Source organism: Curtobacterium sp. MMLR14_002, from assembly GCF_001864975.1.
Lineage (GTDB): Bacteria > Actinomycetota > Actinomycetes > Actinomycetales > Microbacteriaceae > Curtobacterium > Curtobacterium flaccumfaciens.
This window is the reverse complement of sequence record NZ_MJGT01000062.1, coordinates 47,352-53,479: the sequence shown is the minus strand read 5'-3', so window position 1 is coordinate 53,479 and position 6,128 is coordinate 47,352. Positions and strand designations below refer to the sequence as shown.

Here is a 6,128-nt window from a genome sequence, read left to right as displayed (position 1 = left end):
CACCGCTCTGCCCTCTTCACCGAGGGCAGCAGTCGGAACAGCTTTGAGACCAGATCATGGTCGAGGGTGTTCCGGTGGTCATAGCGAGAGGGAAACGCCCGGTCACATTCCGAACCCGGAAGCTAAGCCTCTCAGCGCCGATGGTACTGCAAGGGGGACCTTGTGGGAGAGTAGGACGCCGCCGGACTTAACGTAGAAGAACCAGGAACCCCTGACCATTCGTGGTCAGGGGTTTTCTGCGTTTGCGGCCCGTCCACAGGACAGGTGGGAGGGACAGGCTCCGCGGTAGGGTTGTCGGGTCATGACTGCGCCATTCACCACTGCCTCCGGCTCCGACATCCGCGTCCGCTTCTGCCCGAGCCCGACGGGGACCCCGCACGTGGGGCTCATCCGCACCGCGCTCTTCAACTGGGCCTACGCCCGCCACACCGGCGGCAAGCTCGTGTTCCGCATCGAGGACACCGACGCCGCCCGCGACAGCGAGGAGTCGTACGCGCAGATCCTCGACGCGCTCCGCTGGCTCCGGCTCGACTGGGACGAGGGGGTGGACGCCGGCGGCGAGCACGGACCGTACCGGCAGTCCGAGCGCACCGCGATCTACGACGACGTGATCGCGAAGCTCAAGGAGTCGGGTCACATCTACGAGTCCTTCGTCACGCCGGACGAGATGGAAGCCCGCAACAAGGCGGCCGGTCGTGACCCCAAGCAGGGCTACGACAACCACGAGCGTGACCTGACCGATGCCGAGCGCCAGGCGTTCCGCGACGAGGGCCGCGAGCCGGCGCTCCGCCTGCGTGTCCCCGACCGTGACCTGAGCTTCGACGACCTGGTGCGTGGGGAGATCACCTTCAAGCAGGGCACGTTCCCCGACTTCGTGGTGGTCCGCCCGAACGGCAAGCCGCTGTACACGTTCACGAACCCGGTCGACGACGCCCTGATGGGCATCACGCACGTGCTCCGGGGCGAGGACCTGCTGTCGTCGACCCCGCGGCAGATCGCCCTGTACGAGGCGCTGTACGAGATCGGCCTCGCGCCCTCCATCCCCGTGTTCGGACACCTGCCGTACGTGATGGGGGAGGGCAACAAGAAGCTGTCGAAGCGTGACCCCGAGTCGAACCTGTTCCACCACCGCGCCGCCGGCATGATCCCGGAGGGGCTCGTCAACTACCTGGCGCTCCTCGGCTGGTCGATCGGGCCCGACCGCGACGTGTTCTCGATTGACGAGATGGTCGCGGCGTTCGACGTCACCGACGTGAACCCGAACCCGGCCCGCTTCGACCACAAGAAGGCCGAGGCGATCAACGGGGACCACATCCGTCTGCTCGCTCCCGAGGACTTCCGGTCGCGTCTGCTGCCGTACCTGTCGGAGTTCATCAGCGACCCGGCGACCCCGGAGCAGCTCGAGGTCCTGACCAAGGCGGCTCCGCTCGTGCAGGAGCGCATGCAGCTGCTCGGCGAGGCGCCGGCGATGCTCGGGTTCCTGTTCACCTCCGACGCCGACCTGGTGGTCGAGGACGACGCCCTGGCCTCGCTCAAGGGCGACACGGCGACGGTCCTGACCGCGAGCACCGCCGCGCTCGAGGGCGTCCAGGACTGGACCACCGAGGCCATCGAGGGTGCGCTCCGTGCGGCCCTCATCGACGAGCTCGGTCTGAAGCCCCGCGTCGCGTTCGGCCCGCTGCGCGTGGCGGTGTCCGGACGCCGGATCAGTCCGCCGCTGTTCGAGTCGATGGAGATCCTGGGCAAGGAGTCCACCCTGACCCGGCTCCGCGCCCTCGCGGCGCGCTGACCGACCGTGAGCAGCACGGAGCACGCCGACCAGGTCGTGCACGACGTCGCGGTCATCGGCGCCGGGCCGGCCGGGCTGAGCGCTGCGCTCAACCTGGTCCGGGCGAAGCGCACCGTGCTGCTCGTCGATGCCAACCGCCCCCGGAACGCCGCGACGCTGCGGTCGCACGGGTTCCTGACGCGGGACGGCATCTCGCCGCTCGAACTCCGCAAGCTCGGGCGGACCGAGGTCGAGGGGTACCCGGAAGCGACGGTCGTGCAGTCCGTCGTCGACCTGGTGGCCCCGGACCTCGACACGGACACCTGGCGGGTGCACGGCTCGTGGCGCGGCACCGAGCTCGAGGCCCGGGCCCGGACGGTCGTCGTGGCGACGGGGTTGCGCGAGGAGTTCCCGGCGCTGCCGATGCTCCGCGCGTTCTACGGCACCGCGGTGCACAGCTGCGTCGAGTGTGATGCGTACGACAAGGCCGGGCAGCCGCTCGCGTTCATCTGCGAGACCGACGACGTCGTCGACCGCGCACTGCTCATCGCCGCGTGGACCGACGACCTGATCGTCTACACGAACGGGGTGGCGCCGCTCGACGACGCCGGCCGCGCTCGGCTGGCGTCGGCGGGGATCGTCGTGGACGAGCGGGTCGTCGAGGACCTCGAGGGCGATCGCTCCGGGATGACCGGTGTCCGGCTCGCCGACGGCCACGTCGAGCCGCGGACCGGTGGGTTCGTCCGACCGGTGTGGCACGCCGACCTCGACTGGCTGCGCACCGGCGCCACCACGAGTCCGAGTGCCACGAGCGCAACGGGCGGGAACACGGCCGCGAACGGCGACACGCCCGGAGCGCTCGACGGGCTCCAGCGCGACACGCAGGGACTCCTCGTGGTCGACCGGGTGGGCCGGACGTCCGTCCCCGGGCTCTACGCCGTGGGAGACGTCACGCCTCCCGGGCCGGAGCAGCTCATCGTCGCCGCCGGACACGGAGCCGCGACCGCCGCCGCCGTGCACCGAGACCTGGTGGGTGGTCTTGCGGACCTCCGGGATGCTGTACAGTAGTTGATCGTGCCCCGGGTGACCGGGCCAGAAGGCCGACAGGCCTTTTGGGGTATGGTGTAATTGGCAACACAGCGGTTTCTGGTACCGTCGTTCTTGGTTCGAGTCCAGGTACCCCAGCACTCGACGAACAGCCCCCGGGACATCCCGGGGGCTGTTCTCGTTGCCGGGACCTTCTCGTTGCCGGGACCTTCTCGTTCCGAGCGTCCTCATCGGCGATGCACGGCGCATCCACGGTCGCGCCACGGCTGATCCGTAGGTTGCGCGGAACCGCACGATCCCCGAGCCGGGCGAGCCGCCGTGCGGACGGCGCCCACGGCGGTGGACCGGTCGTTCCGGAGTCGTACCGTCCGTGGCGGGCGCAGGCCGCGCCTCCAGGCCGGTTGCGGTTCCCCGCACCGGGCCGACGCCTGCTCGCGGGCCGGGGGAACGCGGACCTACGGTCGGAGGACCGTCGCGGGAGTCGTGGCGGTCCGCTGCTGAGCACCCGAGGTGTCATCGTGACCTCCGTCGACCCGCTGACGACCGTCGATCCCTGGAACCACCCCGCAGCCGTGCCCGCGGCGGCCGACCACTCCGTGCTGGACCGCTGGGACCGCGTGGTGGCACTCCGGGGCGACGCCGCCGCGCTGGCGGGGGACGGCCGTCCGTACACCTACGCCGAAGCGGACCGGGCCTCGCGCGCGCTGGCCGCAGCCCTGGCCGTGACGCTCCGACCCGACGACCACAGCGGCGCCGGTGTCGGCGACACCCCGGGCGGGGCATCGAAGCCGGTCGGGCTGATGGCCGGGCAGTCGACCGAGGCCGTGATCAGCATCCTCGCGCTGGTGCGTGCCGGACGGACCGTGGTGGTGCTCGACGACCACCTGCCCGCAGCACGGCTGGCACACGTGGCCCGGCTCGCCGGCGTCGACGAGATCGTCGCCGACACCGAGCGTGCAGCGCTGGCCGCCGACGTCGTCGCGGAACGGGACGGCCGGGTGCACGCACTCGGCGAACTGCTGGACGCGGGCGAACCGGGCGCGGCCCCGTCGGCGGACACCGTCGGCGTGCGCCCCGGCGGGCGGGACCCCTTCGCCATCGTCTTCACCTCCGGCTCGACCGGCATGCCAAAGGGCGTCGTCCTGACGCACCGGCAGCAGATCGCCGACGCCGAGCAGGACGCGGTCGCACTCGGCCTCGGCCCGGGCGACCGGCTCGGTGTCGTCCTGCCGCTGTCGTTCGCGGCCGGGCTCCTGTTCTCGTTCGACACGTTGCTCTGCGGCGGCACCATCGTGCTGCTCGAGCCGCGTGAACTCGGTGTCGAGCGGCTGCTCGGACGGTTCCGGGACGACGACGTGAACGTGCTCGTCTGCACCCCGCACCTGCTGCGGTCGATCGTCGGGTCGCAGAACGCCCCCGGGTCGCACGGGACCGCAGCCGGGACCGCACCGGTGCTCGGCGGGCTGCGCTTCCTGATGACCACGGGCGAGTCCGTCACCGGCGCCGACCTCGCCGCTGCTCGACCCCACCTGGACCCGGACACGCTGCTCCTGAACGCCTTCGGCTCGAGCGAGACCGCGTGCGTCGCGTACTGCCCGGTGGCACCGGGCGAGCCGGTGCCCGCGGGCGTCGTGCCCGCCGGGTGGCCGCTGCCCGGCAAGACGGTCCTCGTGCTCCGAGAGGACGGCAGCCCTGCCGACCCGGGGGAGACCGGTGAGCTCGTCGTGGTCTCCGACGCCCTGACCGCGGGCTACTGGGGTGCGCCGGAGAAGACCGCCGAACGGGCGGGACACACCGGCGAGGCCGAGGCCGTCGCCGGCATCCCCGTCGGGACCCCGAGCTGGCGGCAGGGCGACCTGGCACGCGTCGACCCCGACGGGCGGCTCGTGCTGCTCGGCCGATCCGACGACGCCGTGAAGGTCCGTGGCTACCTGGTCGAGCCGAGTGAGGTCGAGGCGGCGCTCCGCGCGGTCCCCGAGGTGCACGACGCGGTCGTGACGGCACAGGTCGACCCCGGTTCCGTCACCCGGCTCGTCGCCTACGTGGTCGGTCGCCCGGGGCACCGCACCCCGGCACCGGGTGCGCTCCGACGGGCCCTCCGTGAGCGGCTGCCCGAGTACATGGTGCCGGCGTCGATCGTGCCGATGACCGAACTGCCGCGGAACGAGCGCGGCAAGGTCGACCGGGCCGAACTCCCCGGGGCGCCGAGCGTCGAGACCGAGATGGTCGAGGGCGAGTACGACCAGTGGGAGCTCGTCGTGGGGCAGATCTGGGCCGAGGTGCTCGGCCTGCGGGGCGTGCACCTCGACGAGGACTTCTCCGCGCTCGGCGGCGACTCGCTGTCCGCCGAGGAGATGCTCGCCGTCGTGCAGGACCGGCTCGGGGTCGACCTGCGCTCCTCGGACGTGCTCGAGCACCCGACGCTCCGCGCCTTCGCCCGACGGGTGCGGAGCGGCACGAGCGCGCTGCCGAGCCACCCCGACGTCGTGAAGGTGTCCGAGGCACGCGAGGGCGGCCGTCCGCCGGTGTTCTGCTTCGCCGGTGGCGGTGCCCTGGCGCTGACGTTCCTGCCGCTCTCGCGGCACCTGCCCGCGCACGACCTGTACGCGTTCCAGCAGCACGCCCTCGAGCGCCGTGGGATGCCGGACTGGAACATCGAGCGGAGCGCCCGCCGCTACCTCGCGCTGATGCGCATCGTGCAGCCCCGCGGCCCGTACCTGCTCGTCGGGCACTCGCTCGGCGGACTCGTCGCGCTCGAGATCGCCCGGCTCCTGACCGAGAGCGGCGAGCAGGTGGAACACGTCGTCCTGCTCGACACCTACCTGCCCCGAACGAAGTCCGAACAGGCCCGCCTGCACTTCGGCCGGATGGAGCCGCGCGACCAGCCGTACTCCGCCGTCCGCGCCGTGCAGCGGGGGCTCGACCGCGCCGTCAGGCGGGTCCTGCCCGCGGGTGTGCCGTACGGGGCGCTGTTCGCGAAGCGGCTCCGGGCGTACACCGCCGGCGTGCTGCGGCACGGTGGGCAGAAGGACTTCGACGCCTTCTTCGACCAGGCCGAGATCGTCACCAGGCGCCACCACCCGACGCCGTTCCACGGGCGCGCCACCTACGTCCTCGCCGACGCCAACCCCGACGCCGCCGGGTGGTCCGCCCTGCTGCGCGGGCCCACCGAGATGGTGCGGATCGCGAGCGAGCACACGTCGCTGCTGCGGGAACCGCACGTCGCCGAGCTCGCGGTCGCGCTGCGGGCCGCCTTCGAGACGGCGGACGTGCCGCAGGTCTGAGACCGGCCCACGAGCGGACGGGAGGCGCG

3 protein-coding genes, 1 tRNA gene and 1 rRNA gene are annotated in these 6,128 nt (G+C 72.1%); all 5 read left to right on the top strand.

Translation table 11 applies throughout. The features are described 5' to 3' along the window. Positions 1-70: 70 nt before the first annotated feature. The 5 genes from rrf to BIU91_RS12355 all read left to right on the top strand — a co-directional run bounded on the left by rrf (position 71) and on the right by BIU91_RS12355 (position 6,099). Positions 71-187 (top strand): 5S ribosomal RNA (rrf, locus tag BIU91_RS12375). A gap of 114 nt (positions 188-301) precedes the next feature. After that, entirely contained in the window at positions 302-1,789 is a 1,488-nt protein-coding gene (gene gltX / locus BIU91_RS12370) for a glutamate--tRNA ligase (RefSeq protein ID WP_071405694.1), read from the top strand. Positions 1,790-1,795: 6 nt separating this feature from the next. Further along, the gene (locus BIU91_RS12365; RefSeq protein WP_071405693.1) at positions 1,796-2,836 is read left to right on the top strand and encodes an NAD(P)/FAD-dependent oxidoreductase; all 1,041 of its coding nucleotides are present in this window, start codon (positions 1,796-1,798) and stop codon (positions 2,834-2,836) included. A 45-nt stretch (positions 2,837-2,881) separates the two neighbouring features. Next, positions 2,882-2,953: transfer RNA gene (locus BIU91_RS12360), tRNA-Gln, on the top strand. Between the two features lie 380 nt (positions 2,954-3,333). Beyond that, complete coding sequence (locus BIU91_RS12355) at positions 3,334-6,099, top strand: AMP-binding protein (protein WP_171907830.1); 2,766 nt, start codon at positions 3,334-3,336, stop codon at positions 6,097-6,099. The last annotated feature ends 29 nt before the right edge of the window (positions 6,100-6,128 follow it).

Coding starts and splice junctions, on each gene's coding strand:
- gltX (WP_071405694.1), top strand. CDS start 302: ATGACTGCGCCATTCACCACTGCCTCCGGCTCCGACATCCGCGTCCGC.